Origin of the sequence: Rhodococcus (subgen. Prescottella) equi, from assembly GCF_003013675.1 — a bacterium.
Classification (GTDB): Bacteria; Actinomycetota; Actinomycetes; order Mycobacteriales; family Mycobacteriaceae; genus Prescottella; species Prescottella equi.
Genome location: NZ_CP027793.1, coordinates 4,035,564 through 4,049,072 on the forward strand (window position 1 = coordinate 4,035,564; position 13,509 = coordinate 4,049,072).

Sequence of the window (13,509 nt, forward strand, 5' to 3'; positions counted from 1 at the left end):
AGGCACACACTCGGGATATATCTGCTGATCGGACCTGTTCCGTTACAGCAGTGCGGCGCCGACGGACGCCGGTCACAGAGTTCAGGGAGAGACGGCCGACCGCGTGGATCGCAATCGCGCAGACTCGCCGAACCCCTGTCTTTCCGAGGGGTCACCTATGGCGGTCTGTCACCGATTCACCTGGGTCGAACACACCCGCATCAATCTACAGGGTCGGTCCGTCAGAACCCATTTCCGCCCAGTTCACCGAGCATTCATTCGGTGACGTCGAGGGCGGCGATCACCTTGGTGGGGCGGACCCGCACCACGAGTTCCCCCTGGACAGCGTTGCGGCGTCCGAACTCCTCCGCCCGCTCCTCCCCCATGTAGCGTCGGGCGATCTCGGTCGCGACCCGCAGCAAGTCGTCCGGATCGGTCGAGATCGCGGCCTCACCCTGGATCTGCACGAACGCATACGGCGGCTCCTCGAGGTCGACACACAGGGTCACGCGAGGATCCCGGGCGAGGTATCTCCCCTTGGCCGTCGACGCCCCCGTGTTGAACACCACATCCTCCCCCTCGAGGACGTACCAGACGGGGGCAACCAGAGGGCGGCCGTCTCCGGAGAGAAAGCCGAGCTTGCCGGTCCGGGTCCCTCGCGTGAGGAACTGCCGGACGTCCGGGTCCTGCAAACTGTCATGCAGACTGCTCACGAACCGAACAGTACGCGGGCGGGCCGCCGGGCGCCCGGCTCTCGTCAGGACAGGACTTCGACCAGCGTCGTCGCCGAGTCGCCGACCATGTACTTCTCGATACCGTCCAGGTGCTTGCGCCAGAAGTCCTGGGCCGCGATCGCGTCGCCGCTGCGCAGGTGAGCGAGCAGCTTCGTGTAGGCGCGATGCGCCGCCCGCGCGGCCGGCTTGTCCTGATTGTCCCCGTGCGACGCGATGAACAGCGCGTTGTGCGCCTCGATGATGTGCACGAGCATGCCCGCGAGCACCGCGAGGGTCTCGTTGCCGGCGAGGTCGACCAGGCTCTGGTGCAGCTGCACGTCGTGGTGCGCGAACGCCGCGGCGTCGTCCACGAGGTCGGCACCCTCGTCGATCAATTCGGCGAGGCGATCGAGTTGCTCCGTATGCCCCGGACCCGCCAGGACCCCCACCGCGGACACCTCGAGCGAGGCGCGGGCGCGATAGACGTCGACCAGCGGGGTCCCCTGGTACTGCAGCAACAGGCCGGTGTACCGCGCGGCGACCGATGCGTCCGGTGCCATGACCCGAGCGCCACCGCGTGCTCCCCGGAGCACCGTGATGATCGACTCCGATTCGAGAATCCGGAAGGCCTCCCGGAGAGTGGGACGAGAGACCCCGAACTGCTCCATGAGCACCGACTCGTTCGGCAACGGATCACCCGCGCCGAGTTCGCCGGTGATGATCCGTCGGCGCAGGTTCGCGGCGACGAGCTCACCCGCCTTGGGCACCCGCACCACAGTCGACTTCGATCCGACCGCCACGTTGTCCCTCTCCTCGGCTCCCGTCCCGGCACGCGCCCGGACTCGGTACCGATGAAGAGTACAAGGCTTTAGTTGTTTCCTCGCCTTCCGACGGCGCAATCGGTCGGTGTCACCCCGCACGACGAGCGCAAGCGATGCTACCGATGGGTAATCTCACACCGTCAACGAGATCCGAATCGGGCGAACCAGTCGAGCAGTGCGGGATCGTCGACGGCGCTGCGATCGACGACGCGGGCCGCGTCGCCGCCCTGGAACAGCCGCTTGAGCGGGACCTCGAGTTTCTTGCCGGTGCGGGTATGGGGAATGCCCGGAGCAGCGACGATCTCGTCCGGCACGTGCCGCGGCGACGCCTTCTCCCGGATCTCCGTGCGGATCCGCTCGCGCAGCGCGTCGTCGAGCTCACATCCGTCGGCGAGGACGACGAACAACGGCATCCAGTAGCCGCCGTCACTTCGCTCGGCACCTATGACGAGGGCCTCCACGACCTCCGGCAGCCGTTCGACGGCCTGATAGATGTCGGCGCTGCCCATCCGGATGCCGTTGCGATTGAGGGTCGAATCCGAGCGCCCGTGCATCGCGACGCCACCGCGGTCGGTGATCGAGATCCAGTCGCCGTGCCGCCACACCCCGGGAAACGTCTCGAAGTAGCTCGCCCGGTACCGGGCGCCGTCCGGGTCGTTCCAGAACCGGACCGGCATCGACGGGAGCGGGCGGGTGATCACGAGTTCGCCCACGCCGTCGCGCACCGGCCGACCGGACTCGTCGAACGCGTCGAGAGCGACGCCGAGGTACGGGGCCGACAACTCCCCCGGCCACACGGCGGTGATGCGGGTCCCGCCGACGAACGCCGACACGACGTCCGTACCGCCGCTGATGGACATGACCGGCACGTGCTCACCCACGTTCTCGGACAGCCACCACGACGAGGACGCCGGCAGCGTGGACCCAGTGATCCCCACCGCCCGGAGCGCGCCCAGGTCGTACTCCGCCGCCGGCACGATCCCGGCCTTCTGACAGCCCAGGACGTAGCCGGGGCTGGTTCCGACCACGGTGACGCCGAGCCGGGCCGCCGACTCCCACAACCGGCCCTGTGCCGGGTAGGCGGGGCTGCCGTCGTAACTGACGACCGTGGCGCCCACCAGGAGTCCGGCCACCTGGAAGTTCCACATCATCCAGCTCGGACTCGTGTACCAGAAGAAGGTGTCGTCTCGCCCGATGTCGCTCTGCAGCGCGATCGCCTTGAGGTGTTCGAGGAGGACACCGCCGTGACCGTGCACGATGCCCTTGGGCAGGCCCGTCGTGCCGGACGAGAAGACGATCCACAGGGGGTGGTCGAACGGCACCGGTACCGGTTCGAGCGCGGCGTCGCCCGCAGTGGCCTGCTCCCACCGGATTGCGCCGGGCACTTCGCCGCCTGCGAGTCGCGGGACCACGACGGTCGCTGCGAGCGAGGGCATGCCGGCGCGCAACTGCTCGATCTCGCCGGTACGCGGATGCTCCTTGCCGCCGAACCGGTAGCCGTCGGCGGCCACCAGCACCGTCGGTTCGAGCTGTCCCAGGCGGTCCAGCGCGGCCGGCGCCGAATAGTCCTGCCCGCACGCGGACCACACGGCACCGATGCTCACGGTCGCGAGGAACGCGACGATCGCCTCCGGCACGTTGGGCAGGTAGCCGACGACACGGTCTCCGGGCCCGACGCCGAGCGAGCGCAGGGTCGCGGCGAGCGCCCCGGTCTGCCGCATCAGCTCGGCCCACGACACCGTCTCCCGGTCGCCGGCCTCGCTCTCGTACACCACGGCGGGCCGGTCGGTTCGGGCGTTGCGCATCACGTGGTCGACGTAGTTGAGCCGGGCCTGCGGGAACCAGACGGCCCCGGGCATCGCGTCGACGGCCAGAGCCGGCCCGGGATCCGACACCGAGCCGACCTCGAAGTACTCCCACACCGACTGCCAGAACGCGCCCACGTCGTCCACCGACCACTGCCACAGCGCCCGGTAGTCCGGGAACGTCCGCCCCGTGCGGCGTTCGACCCGGCGCGCGAAGTCGGTGATGCGGGCGCGGGTGACGTCCTCGTCGGTCGGCACCCACTGCGGCCGGGTACCGACGGTTCCTTCACTGGTCACAGGTCACCTCTCCCCTGTCCGGGCGATGCCCGAGCGGCGCACGATCTCCTCCGCGTGCCGTAGCACCGGACCGTCGACCATCTGCCCGTCGAGGGTGAACACCCCGCGTTCCCTCGACGCTGCCGCGAGAACCCGCTCCGCCCAGCCCAATTGCTTCGCGGTCGGCGTGTAGGCGGTGCGGATGACGTCGATCTGACTCGGGTGGATCGCCACCTTCGCATCGAATCCGACCGCGACGGCATCCTCGCACTCGGCGCCGAGCCCGTCGAGGTCGCCGATGTCGAGGAACACCGAGTCGAGCGCGAACCTGCCGTGTGCCTTCGCCGCGAGCAGGGCGGTCGACCGGACGTGCCGGGCCACGTCCCGATAGGAGCCGTCCGGCTTCCGGCTGGACGTGCCGCCGAGGGCCGCGACGAGGTCCTCGGCTCCCCACATCACGCCGACGGCGTTCTCGGCCTGCACCGCCCCTTCGATCGCGAGCGCCCCGAGCGGCGATTCGACGAGAGCGATCACCGACAGCGGCGCGAGGTCGAGCACCTGGTCGACGGACTCGCACTTGGGCAGCATCACCGCGGTGTACGGCGTGCGGTCCAGTGCGGCGCAGTCGAGTGCGTGGTCGTCGGTACCGTGCGCGTTGACGCGGACGACGGTCCGGTCGGGGTCGAGCGGGACGTCGACGAGTGCGCGACGCGCGGCCTCCTTGTCGGCGGGTGCGACGCCGTCCTCGAGGTCGAGGATCACCACGTCGGCCGCGGCGGCCGCCTTCGCGAAGCGTTCCGGGCGGTCGGCGGGACAGAACAGCCACGCAGACCCGGGAATCGTTCCCGCCCAGATGCTCTCGCCGTTCGACGGTTCACTCATGCCGGCCTCTTCCTGACGAGGGTCTTGCGAACGGCGGTCGCCACGACGTCACCGTGCTGATTGCGGCCGGTGTGCTCGAGCGTGACGATGCCCTCCCCCGGCCGGCTGCGGGATTCGCGCAGGTCGGTCACGACGGTCTCGGCGTACAGCGTGTCGCCGTGGAACAGCGGCTTGGGGAACGCGATCTCGGAGAATCCGAGGTTCGCGACGATGGTGCCCTGTGTCAACTGGGCCACCGACAGACCGACCAGCGTCGAGAGCGTGAACATCGAATTGACCAGCCGCTCACCGAACTGCGTCTCGGCGGCGAACGCGGCGTCGAGGTGCAGCGCCTGCGTGTTCATGGTGAGCGTCGTGAACAGGACGTTGTCCGCCTCGGTGATGGTGCGCCCGGGCCGGTGGGCGTACACGACCCCGGTCTCGAATTCCTCGAACCACAGCCCACGCTGGACGATCTTTCGTGCCGTCACTGGTCAGACCCCCAGTTCCCGTGCGATCAGCATCAACTGGACCTCGGTGGTGCCCTCCCCGATCTCGAGGATCTTGCTGTCGCGGTAGTGCCGGGCCACCGGGTACTCGTTCATGAAACCGTATCCGCCGAAGATCTGGGTGGCATCGCGCGCATTGTCCATCGCGGCCTCGCTCGCGACGAGTTTCGCGATCGACGCCTGCTTCTTGAACGGCTTGCCGGACAGCATGAGTGCGGCCGCGTCGTAGTACGCGGCCCGTGCGGTGTGGGCCCGCGCCTCCATGCGCGCGATCTTGAATTCGATGGCCTGATTGGCCCCGATCGGACGCCCGAACGCTTCGCGTTCCTTCGCGTACCGGACGGACTCGTCGACGCAGCCCTGCGCGGCGCCCACCGCCAGAGCTGCGATCGCGATGCGGCCCTCGTCGAGGATGCGCAGGAAGTTCGCGTAGCCCCGGCCGCGTTCGCCGAGCAGGTTCGCCTCGGACACACGCACGTCCTGGAACGTCAGCGGATGGGTGTCGGAGGCGTTCCAGCCGACCTTGTCGTACGCCGGTTCGGCGGTGAAGCCGGGGGTGGAGGTCGGCACGAGGATCGTGGAGATCTCCTTGCGCCCGTTGTCCTTCGTGCCCGTCACCGCGGTCACCGTGACGAGCTTGGTGATGTCGGTTCCCGAGTTGGTGATGAACTGCTTGTTGCCGTTGATCACCCACTCGCCGTCGGCGAGTTCGGCCTTGGTGCGGGTGCCGCCGGCGTCGCTGCCGGCGCCGGGCTCGGTGAGACCGAACGCGGCCAGCGCCTTGCCGCTCGTGAGCTGCGGCAGCCACTCCTGCTTCTGTTCCTCGTTGCCGAAGCGGTACACCGGCATCGCACCCAGCGACACACCGGCCTCGAGCGTGATCGCGACGGACTGGTCGACCTTGCCGAGTTCCTCGAGCGCGAGGCACAGCGCGAAGTAGTCGCCGCCCATGCCGCCGTACTCCTCGGGGAACGGCAGACCGAACAGGCCCATGTCGGCCATCCCGTCGACCACCGCGTACGGGAACGTGTGGTTCGCATCGTGTTCCGCGGACACCGGAGCGACGACGTTCTGCGCGAAGTCCCGAACGGTCTTGGCAAGCTGCTGGTACTCGTCGGGCAGCGATCCGGTGGACAGATATTCGGTCATGACGCGGCATCCTCCGTTGCGAGTTCGGGTGAGGGCTGTGATTCGGTGGCGGGACTGACCCGCGCGAGGGGTTGATCGACCTTGACCTGATCGCCGACGGCGACGAGAACCTCGACGACGCCGCCGATCGGCGCGGACAGGGTGTGTTCCATCTTCATCGCCTCGACGACCACCACGGCGGTCCCGGCGTCGACGGTGTCGCCGGACGCCGCGGCCACCGCGATGACGGTGCCGGGCATCGGGCTGGTCAGTTCGGCGTCGCCGGCGTGGGCGTCGCCGCCGCGGACATTCGCCTCGCGCAGTTGCGAGACGGTCCACGTGCCGGTGGCGCCGGCGAGCCACAGGGTGTCGGCGTCCTCCGCGACGCGATAGCGATCGCTACGCCCGTCGAGCACGACGGTGAGGACGCCGTCGTCGAGTCGTGCTGCGAGCGTGCACTTCTCGCCGCCCTCGACGTGCACGAGGCCGTCGGCGGGAGTGCCGGCGACCAGTACGTGCTCGGTACGGTCACCGGCGCGCAGGCGCAGCGAGACCGGACGAGTCCCGCCGACCCGCCACCCGCTCGGGACGTCCCACGGATTCGAGGTGTCCCGGGCCCAGAGTGCGAGCCAGTGGTAGGCGGCCGCGGCGACGAGGACGTCGTCGTCGACCGGCGGGGTGTGGAAGTCGGCGACCCGGCGATCGAGCAGACCGGTGTCGAGACGTCCGGCGCGAACGTCGTCGTCGGCGAGCAGGAACCTCGCGAAGGCGATGTTGGTGACCACGCCCAGCACCGAGGTGTCGGCGAGCGCCCGGTCGAGCCGTCGCAACGCCTCGGCCCGATCGTCGCCGTGCGCGATCACCTTCGCCAGCATCGGGTCGTAGTCGCTGCCGACGACGGTCCCGTCCTGCAGCCCCGAGTCGACACGCACGCCGGCACCGGTCGCCTCCGCGAGACCGAGGACCGTGCCGCCGGTCGGCAGGAAGCCACGAGACGGATCCTCGGCGTACACGCGCGCCTCGATCGCGTGTCCGGTGAGTGTGACGTCGTCCTGAGTGAATCCCAGCGGCTCGCCGGCGGCGATCCGAACCTGCCACTCGACGAGGTCGAGTCCGGTCACCAACTCCGTCACCGGGTGTTCCACCTGCAGGCGGGTGTTCATCTCCATGAAGAAGAACTCGTCGGGCCGGTCGGCGGACACGATGAACTCCACGGTGCCGGCGCCCGTGTAGTCGACGCTGCGGGCGGTGTCGCACGCAGCGGCGCCGATCCGTGCCCGGGTCGCGGTGTCGAGCAGCGGCGACGGCGCCTCCTCGATCACCTTCTGGTGCCGGCGTTGCAGGCTGCACTCGCGCTCGCCGAGATGCACGACGTTGCCGTGGCCGTCGGCGAGGATCTGCACCTCGATGTGCCGGGGCCGCAACACGAACCGCTCCAGGAACAGCGTGTCGTCCCCGAAGGCCGAGGCCGCCTCACGGCGTGCGCTCACCAGCGCACCGGGCAGATCCGCGGCATCCTCGACCAACCGCATACCCTTGCCGCCGCCGCCCGCGGACGGCTTGACGAGCACCGGGTAGCCGATGTCGTCGGCGGCCGCGATCAGTTCGGCATCGGACAGTCCCGGCCTCGCGATGCCCGGCACCACCGGGACGTCGAACGCGGCCACCGCGTTCTTCGCGGTGATCTTGTCCCCCATCACCTCGATGGCCCGCGCGGACGGGCCGAGGAAGGCGATACCGGCCGCAGCACAAGCCGCGGCGAACGCCGTGTTCTCGGAGAGGAACCCGTACCCGGGATGGATCGCCTGCGCGCCGGTGCGCTTCGCCGCGTCGAGCACCCGGTCGATGTCGAGGTAGCTCTCACGGGCCGCCGCCGGCCCGATCAGTACGGCGGTGTCGGCCTCGCGGACATGCCGGGCGCCGGCGTCGGCCTCGCTGTAGACGGCGACCGAGCGGATCCCCATCTGCCGGAGAGTGCGGATCACCCGGACCGCGATCTCGCCGCGGTTGGCGACAAGGATCGTCTGGAACTGTGTAGTCATATGTGCCCTCACATCCGGAAGACGCCGTAGGAGACCGGCTCGAGCGGCGCGTTCGCACACGCCGACAACGCCAGGCCGACAACGGTTCTGGTATCGGCAGGATCGATCACGCCGTCGTCCCACAGCCGGGCGGTCGAGTAGTAGGGGTTGCCCTGCGCCTCGTACTGGGCACGAATCGCGTCGGGATCCTTCCCGGACCCGACGGCGCCGAGAACGGACGCGGCCTGCTCACCGCCCATGACGGAGATGCGGGCGTTCGGCCACATCCACAGGAATCGCGGCGAGTAGGCGCGGCCACACATCGAGTAGTTACCCGCACCGTACGAGCCGCCGATCACCACGGTCAGTTTCGGCACCCGGGCGCAGGCGACGGCGGTGACCATCTTGGCGCCGTGCTTGGCGATGCCGCCGGCCTCGTACTCGCGGCCGACCATGAAGCCCGTGATGTTCTGCAGGAACAGCAGCGGGATGCTGCGCTTGTCGCACAGTTCGATGAAGTGGGCGCCCTTCATCGCCGACTCGGCGAACAGCACGCCGTTGTTCGCGACGATGCCGACCGGGTGGCCGTGGATGCGGGCGAACCCGGTGACCAGGGTCTTGCCGTACTCGGCCTTGAACTCCTGGAACCGCGGCGCCCCGTCGCCGTCGCCGTCCACGAGGCGGGTGATGACCTCGCGCACGTCGTACGGCATGCGCGGGTCCGTGGGGACCACGTCGTACAACTCGTCCTGGTCCGCAACGGGCGCAACCGGCTCGGCCACGTCCCACGGCCGGGGCGCGCGCGGACCGAGGGTCGCGACGATGTTCCGGACGATGCGCAGGGCATCACGATCGTCCTCGGCGAGGTGGTCGGTGACGCCCGAGACCTTGGAGTGCAGGTCGCCGCCACCGAGTTCCTCGGCCGTGACCACCTCGCCGGTCGCCGCCTTCACCAGCGGCGGACCGCCGAGGAAGATCGTGCCCTGATTGCGCACGATCACCGCCTCGTCACTCATCGCCGGGACGTACGCACCGCCCGCGGTGCACGAGCCGAGCACCGCGGCGATCTGAGGAATCCCCTTGGCGCTCATGGTCGCCTGGTTGTAGAAGATCCGCCCGAAGTGCTCGCGATCGGGGAACACCTCGTCCTGCATCGGCAGGAACGCGCCACCGGAGTCGACGAGGTAGATGCACGGCAGATTGTTCTGCAGCGCGATCTCCTGCGCCCGCAGGTGCTTCTTCACCGTCATCGGGTAGTAGGTGCCGCCCTTGACGGTGGCATCGTTGGCGACGATCACGCACTCCCGGCCGGAGACTCGGCCGATTCCGCCGATCACCCCGGCACCGGGGCACTCGTCGTCGTACATGCCGTTCGCGGCGAGCGGGGCCAGTTCGAGGAACGGGCTACCCGGGTCGAGCAGGGCGTCGACGCGATCGCGGGGCAGCAGCTTGCCGCGAGCGACGTGGCGCTCCCGGGACTTCTCGCTGCCGCCGAGCGCCGCCGCGGCCAGCCTGCCGCGCAACTCGGACACGAGGGCGAGGTGTTGCTCCCGATGGGAGCTGATGGAAGCGGTTCGAGCGGTTGTCACGTCACCGTCCTCGCAGTTGATGGATACGATGAGATTCGGTTAATCCCGACTAACTGAATTTAGGTTATCCGTGATTAACTGAGTTGTCCAGATCACACGAACGGAAATATGTGACCGATGACCGACGTCGATCGTGAAGCGGGTGTCGTCCCCGGCCGGCGCAGCCGCGCCAAGGCCGACCGACGCCGCGAGCTCCTGCATGCCGCGGCACGGCTGATCGCCGAACGCGGCTTCCCCGGTGTGCGCCTCGAAGACCTCGGGTCCGCGGTGGGAATCAGCGGACCCGCCGTGTACCGACACTTTCCCAACAAGGACGCGCTGCTCGTCGAACTGCTCACCGACATCAGCGAGCGGCTGCTCGCGGGTGGAACAGATGTCGTCGAGCGGGTGCCCGACCCCCACCGGGCCCTCGCGGAACTGGTGGACTTCCACCTCGACTTCGCGTTGGGTGAGCCCGACCTGATCCGGGTACAGGACCGCGACCTGCATTCGCTGCCCGACGAAGCCCGCCACCGGGTGCGTCAGACGCAGCGTCGGTACGTCGAGTTGTGGGTGGGGGTACTGCGGAAGATGGATCCGGGTCTCGACAGCACGCAGGCGCGCATCGCCGCCCACGCGGCGTTCGGCCTGATCAACTCGACTCCCTACAGCGCCGTGTCCCCGACCGCCGATGCGGCGGACGGGGATCTGACCCGCTCGGTGCTGCGCCGAATGACGTTGGCGGCGCTCGCCGCCGAGACCCGCTGAGTCCGTCAGCTCCGCTTGGCCGTGACCGACGTGTACGCGAGCGTGAGGACCGCCGCGACCGCGATGCTGATGATCCACCGCCACCAGTCGATGCCGGGCGTGTCTCCCTTGTCGCTGATCAGTCCCCAGATCCAGTAGCCGATCAGCGCGCCGACGATGCCGATCACGATCGTGATGATCCAGCCCATCGCCTGCTTGCCCGGGACCACCAAGCGCGCGAGGACGCCGATGACCGCGCCGAAGATGATCGTGCCGATGATCTCGCCCATGACAGGCTCCTTTCCTACGCCCCCGTCATGCGCGGAACACACTCCCGCCCTGGCTCGACGGTACTTTCTCCGACGAACCAGGGCGGAAGATCACCGAGATCGTTGTGCGAGCGAGTCCATCACGACTCGTGGATGATGACGCCGCGGATGTTCTTGCCGTTGCGCAGGTCCTCGTAGCCCTGATTGACGTCCTCGAGCGAGTAGCGCGTCGTGACCAGTTCGTCGAGTTTGAGCTCACCCTGGTCGTACATCCGCAACAGGCGGACGATGTCGTACTGCGGATTGGCCGAGCCGAACAGCGTCCCCTTGATGGTCTTCTCGTTGAGGGTCAGGTCGGCACCCGAGACGTGCACGGTCAGCTTGGTCGGATCGGCGAGGCCGGTGATGACCACGGTGCCGCCCTTGCCGATGACTGCGGTCGCTGCCGCCACCACCTCCTCGTCCACCGTGCCCACCAGGATCAGTGCCTGATCGGCTCCCTGGCCCCAGCTGAGTTCGTTCACCTTCACCGCGGCCTCCTCCGCTGACGCGAAGGCGTGCGTCGCCCCGAACTTCAGCGCGGTCTCCCGCTTGAACTCGAGCGGATCGACAACCACCACGTATCGGGCGCCGGCCTGCACCGCACCCTGGACGGCGTTGATACCGAGACCACCGATGCCGTAGATGACGACGATGTCGCCGGCGCGGACGCCACCCGCGTACACCGCCGTCCCCCACCCCGAGGGCACACCGCAGCCGACGAGAACGGCGGTCTCGAGCGGCAGCCACTCGTCGACCTTGACGACCGAGTGCTGCGAGATGGTCGCCCGCTCGGAGAACGTGCCGAGCATGCACATCGCACCGAACTCCTTACCGCCGGAGCGGAATCGGAACGTGCCGTCGGGCATCGAGCCCTCGAGGATCGTGGCTCCCATGTCGCACAGGTTCTGCCGCCCGGTGGCACAGTAGCGGCACGTGCCGCAGTTGGGAATGAAGCTGCACACCACGTGGTCACCGGGCTTGACCTTGGTGACGCCCGGACCGACCTCCTCGATGATGCCGGAACCCTCGTGCCCGCCGACGATGGGATAGCGCGGCGGCAGATCGCCGTCGGTGAGATGCAGGTCCGAATGGCACAGTCCCGCAGCGGTGTACTTGATCAGGACCTCACCGGGGCCGGGCCCGTCCAGGTCCAGTTCCATGATCTCGAACGGCTTCCCGGCGTCGAGCAGCACGGCGGCCTTGGTCTTCATGGGTTCTCCTTCGAAGTGTTCTGTCGGGGATGTCGAAGTCAGAGCGCGACGTTGACGGCCTTGGTCTGGGTGTAGAGGTCGATGGCGGAGGCGCCGAGCTCACGGCCCCAGCCGGACTGCTTGTAGCCACCGAACGGCATCGCGGTGTCGAACCCGTTGTACTGGTTGATCCACACCGAGCCGGCCTTCAGGCGGCGCGCGGTGCGATGCGCCTTGGAGATGTCCCGGGTCCAGATGCCCGCGGCGAGTCCGTAGATCGAGTCGTTGGCGGCGGTGACGATCCCCTCGTCGGCATCGAACGGCATGGCCGCGACGACGGGTCCGAAGATCTCCTCCCGGACGACACTGAAGTCGGGTTCGACGTCGACCAGCACCGTGGGCTCGACGAAGTAGCCCGTCTCGCCCCAGCGCTTGCCGCCGGTCAGGGCGCGGGCGCCGTCGGCGAGACCGTCGCGCAGGTATCCGGTGACCCGGTCGAGCTGTTCCTGCGACACCAGCGGGCCGAGTTCGGTGGTGGGGTCGAGCCCGGGCCCGATCTTGACGTTGCTCGCGGCCTCCGCGACGGCCTCGGTGAAACGCTCGAAGATGGAGTTCTCGACGTACAGTCGCGTACCCGCGACACAGCACTGGCCGTGGTTGAACAGCCACGCGTTGAGCGAACCCTGCACGGCCGCATCGAAATCGGCGTCCGCGAAGACGATGTTGGGACTCTTGCCACCGAGCTCGAGAGTCACCTTCTTCAGGTTGCCCTTCGCCGCCTCGACGATCTTCTTGCCCACCTCGGTGGAGCCGGTGAATGCCACCTTGTCGACGTCGTCGTGCGCCGACAGGGCGGCGCCGGCGTCGCCGAACCCCGTGACGACGTTGACGACACCGGGCGGGAAACCGGCCTCCTCGAAGACCTCGGCCAGCATGAGCGCGGTGAGCGGGGTCTGCTCCGCAGGCTTGAGGATCACCGTGTTGCCGGCCGCGAGTGCGGGCGCGAGCTTCCACGACGCCATCAGCAGCGGGAAGTTCCACGGCACGATGAGCCCGCACACCCCGACGGGTTCGCGGAGGGTGTAGGCGTGGAACTCGCCGCCCGGAACGAACGGCATCGACACGTTGACCGTGCTGCCCTCGATCTTGGTGGCCCAGCCCGCGTAGTAGCGGAACACGTCCGCGGCCCACGCGGTGTCGACGGCCGATGCGATGGCGGCGGACTTGCCGTTGTCGAGCGCCTCGAGCTGCCCGAACTCCGCCGCACGCTCGGTGAGCAGGTCGCCGACCCGCCAGATGAGACGCTCACGCTCGTTGGGCTTCATCGCGGCCCACGGCTCGAAAGCCCGTCGTGCCGCGCGCACCGCGCGGTCGACGTCCTCGGCCTCCCCGTGTGCGACGTCGGCGAGGCGCTCGCCCGTCGCGGGGTCGTACGTGACGAACGTCCGCCCCGACGCAGCGTCGACGAACTCGCCGTCGATGTACAACTGCTTGGTGCCGGCGAGGAACTCACGAACTCGCGGCGAAAGGGTCTGCTCGGCAACGACTGTCATGCCCGAACCTCCTGCAGTTCTGTCTGT

12 protein-coding genes are annotated in these 13,509 nt (G+C 68.6%); 1 reads left to right on the forward strand and 11 read right to left on the reverse strand.

Annotation, left to right across the window (positions count from 1 at the left end; translation table 11 throughout):
- Positions 1-254 precede the first annotated feature (254 nt).
- From C7H75_RS18735 to C7H75_RS18770, 8 genes are all read right to left on the reverse strand, one after another.
- Positions 255-671, reverse strand: coding sequence for a PPOX class F420-dependent oxidoreductase (locus C7H75_RS18735; protein WP_013416897.1), 417 nt, complete (start codon positions 669-671; stop codon positions 255-257).
- Between the two features lie 65 nt (positions 672-736).
- Positions 737-1,492 (reverse strand): FadR/GntR family transcriptional regulator, encoded by a 756-nt coding sequence (locus tag C7H75_RS18740; RefSeq protein ID WP_005518344.1) that lies wholly within the window; start codon positions 1,490-1,492, stop codon positions 737-739.
- Between the two features lie 161 nt (positions 1,493-1,653).
- The gene (locus C7H75_RS18745) at positions 1,654-3,615 is read right to left on the reverse strand and encodes an acetoacetate--CoA ligase (protein ID WP_106851685.1); all 1,962 of its coding nucleotides are present in this window, start codon (positions 3,613-3,615) and stop codon (positions 1,654-1,656) included.
- Between the two features lie 3 nt (positions 3,616-3,618).
- On the reverse strand, positions 3,619-4,476 hold the full coding sequence (locus tag C7H75_RS18750) for an HpcH/HpaI aldolase/citrate lyase family protein (RefSeq protein WP_084956101.1): 858 nt from the start codon (positions 4,474-4,476) through the stop codon (positions 3,619-3,621).
- Positions 4,473-4,946, reverse strand: coding sequence for a MaoC family dehydratase (locus tag C7H75_RS18755; RefSeq protein WP_005518341.1), 474 nt, complete (start codon positions 4,944-4,946; stop codon positions 4,473-4,475). Before C7H75_RS18755 ends, C7H75_RS18750 begins: the two co-directional genes overlap by 4 nt.
- A gap of 3 nt (positions 4,947-4,949) precedes the next feature.
- Entirely contained in the window at positions 4,950-6,113 is a 1,164-nt protein-coding gene (locus C7H75_RS18760; RefSeq protein ID WP_084956104.1) for an acyl-CoA dehydrogenase family protein, read from the reverse strand.
- A complete protein-coding gene (locus tag C7H75_RS18765; RefSeq protein WP_106851686.1) occupies positions 6,110-8,134 on the reverse strand; it encodes an acetyl/propionyl/methylcrotonyl-CoA carboxylase subunit alpha in 2,025 nt (674 codons plus the stop codon). The genes C7H75_RS18760 and C7H75_RS18765 overlap by 4 nt, the downstream gene beginning before the upstream one ends.
- An 8-nt stretch (positions 8,135-8,142) precedes the next feature.
- On the reverse strand, positions 8,143-9,702 hold the full coding sequence (locus tag C7H75_RS18770) for a carboxyl transferase domain-containing protein (protein ID WP_005518338.1): 1,560 nt from the start codon (positions 9,700-9,702) through the stop codon (positions 8,143-8,145).
- A gap of 117 nt (positions 9,703-9,819) precedes the next feature.
- Here C7H75_RS18770 and C7H75_RS18775 point away from each other — a divergent pair, with 117 nt between their 5' ends.
- On the forward strand, positions 9,820-10,449 hold the full coding sequence (locus tag C7H75_RS18775) for an SACE_7040 family transcriptional regulator (protein WP_064077183.1): 630 nt from the start codon (positions 9,820-9,822) through the stop codon (positions 10,447-10,449).
- Positions 10,450-10,454: 5 nt separating this feature from the next.
- On the opposite strand, the gene C7H75_RS18780 is transcribed toward C7H75_RS18775, so the two are convergent.
- The 3 genes from C7H75_RS18780 to C7H75_RS18790 form a co-directional block, all read right to left on the reverse strand.
- Complete coding sequence (locus C7H75_RS18780; RefSeq protein WP_005518336.1) at positions 10,455-10,718, reverse strand: GlsB/YeaQ/YmgE family stress response membrane protein; 264 nt, start codon at positions 10,716-10,718, stop codon at positions 10,455-10,457.
- 119 nt (positions 10,719-10,837) lie between these two features.
- Positions 10,838-11,950: an NDMA-dependent alcohol dehydrogenase gene (locus C7H75_RS18785; RefSeq protein WP_005518335.1), complete on the reverse strand. Its 1,113-nt coding sequence runs from the start codon at positions 11,948-11,950 to the stop codon at positions 10,838-10,840.
- A gap of 38 nt (positions 11,951-11,988) precedes the next feature.
- Positions 11,989-13,482 (reverse strand): aldehyde dehydrogenase family protein, encoded by a 1,494-nt coding sequence (locus C7H75_RS18790; protein ID WP_005518334.1) that lies wholly within the window; start codon positions 13,480-13,482, stop codon positions 11,989-11,991.
- Positions 13,483-13,509: the final 27 nt, after the last annotated feature.

Bases quoted from the DNA above. Each gene is read 5' to 3' on its own strand.
- C7H75_RS18750 (WP_084956101.1), bottom strand. From the start codon at position 4,476: ATGAGTGAACCGTCGAACGGCGAGAGCATCTGGGCGGGAACGATTCCC.
- C7H75_RS18760 (WP_084956104.1), bottom strand. From the start codon at position 6,113: ATGACCGAATATCTGTCCACCGGATCGCTGCCCGACGAGTACCAGCAG.
- C7H75_RS18785 (WP_005518335.1), bottom strand. From the start codon at position 11,950: ATGAAGACCAAGGCCGCCGTGCTGCTCGACGCCGGGAAGCCGTTCGAG.
- C7H75_RS18765 (WP_106851686.1), bottom strand. From the start codon at position 8,134: ATGACTACACAGTTCCAGACGATCCTTGTCGCCAACCGCGGCGAGATC.
- C7H75_RS18790 (WP_005518334.1), bottom strand. From the start codon at position 13,482: ATGACAGTCGTTGCCGAGCAGACCCTTTCGCCGCGAGTTCGTGAGTTC.
- C7H75_RS18775 (WP_064077183.1), top strand. From the start codon at position 9,820: ATGACCGACGTCGATCGTGAAGCGGGTGTCGTCCCCGGCCGGCGCAGC.
- C7H75_RS18780 (WP_005518336.1), bottom strand. From the start codon at position 10,718: ATGGGCGAGATCATCGGCACGATCATCTTCGGCGCGGTCATCGGCGTC.